1 protein-coding gene is annotated in these 1,367 nt (G+C 69.2%); it reads right to left on the reverse strand.

Annotated elements, in window-relative coordinates; genetic code table 11:
* The coding region (locus tag AB0N31_RS36535) for a hypothetical protein (protein WP_366062846.1) at positions 1–1,367 on the reverse strand (1,367 nt) is incomplete at both ends.

The raw sequence follows: 1,367 nt of genomic DNA on the forward strand, positions 1-1,367 counted from the left end.
CGGGCGGGGAGCGGAACCTCGTTCTGGGCGTCCTCGGACTGCCGAGCAGTGCTCTGCGGAAGCCGGGGGCGGGCTTCGTAGGCCGGGGCCGGCCGTTGGATGCTGTCGCCGACATTGCGGGTCACGATGTTGGTGCCAAGTCGTGTGAAGTTCGCCGCGACGCCGCGCCAACCCTTGTCGGGGGGCAGGAGTGCCTGAAGCGCGGGGGCGTCCGCCAACTGTTCGCGCAGCAGCTCCTTGTAGGCGTTGTAGACCCTGGCCGTGTTGACGGGCTCCCAGGCAGCTCGTGCCCGGTGGTCATTGGTCACCGCGATCGTCGCCACGTCCATCAGATACGTGTCGAACAGGTCCGTGACGTCCTTGGTGCCGGCCCCCTCGTCGCCGTTCTCCGCCTGCTGCGCCAGGACATGCGCCATCTCCACCACCACATCACGGTAGATCCGGTGCCGCATCCGCTCCGGGGAAGCCGCCATGACGTGGTCCGCCTGCCCCGCATCCACCGTGTTCATCACACGGTTCGCCGGCAGACCCGGCACCCGCTGCGCCACCCCCCTGTTGTCGGCCTCGTCCTGGCCCAGCTCCTCTCGCGCCGAGGCCAGCGGATGCAGACCGATCTCATGCGCCAGCATCCCCATGATGTAACCGATGTCGTACTTCTCGAAGTAGTAGCTCGCCAGATTGATCTCGACCCCGCGCATCTGCGCCGCAGGCCTGTCCGCCAGAGCGTCCGCCAGTTCCCGCTGGGCGGCCCCGGCCGCCTCGTCATCACCGGAGTCGGCCGCAGCCTGCAGAGCACGCATCGCCGCACTCTGCCGAGCCACGTCCAGATCGATCACATCCGCCGGCGTCTCCGTCGTCCGCACGTGCAACGTGATCCGCACCGGACGGCCACCGACGTACTCACGGATGATGGCGTGCCTGCTCAGCGCCTGAATGACACGAACCGCCTTTTTCTGGTACGCATCCCTCTCATAGTTCAGGTTGGTGAACATGAAATTGCCCGACCCGAACGGAAGCAGGCCCTCCCCCCGCAGCATCCGGGCGGGAACGTCTGCCCCGGTGGTGGCGTCATCGGCGGTCCGGGGCAGGGACACCGGATCCACCCACACCGCCTCGCGCGTGTCCGCAACGGCAGCGCCCCGCGCCTCCGCGAAGCTGAGGCCGGCCTGCTCCGGCGCCTGGGTCACGTCCCCGATGAGTGCGCCGAGCAGGGCGAGGTGGCGGTCGCGCAGACCGGCCGCGACGAGGGAGGAGTCCTCCGGGGCCGCGTCGAGGTCGCCGAGCAGGCTGCCGGGAACGTGCGGGCGGTGCGGGGCATCGGCGTCCCGGTACTCGTCCCGCAGACCCAGCTGATGCGTCAGCTCGTG

It is taken from the genome of Streptomyces sp. NPDC051051 (genome assembly GCF_040682975.1).
GTDB lineage: Bacteria > Actinomycetota > Actinomycetes > Streptomycetales > Streptomycetaceae > Streptomyces.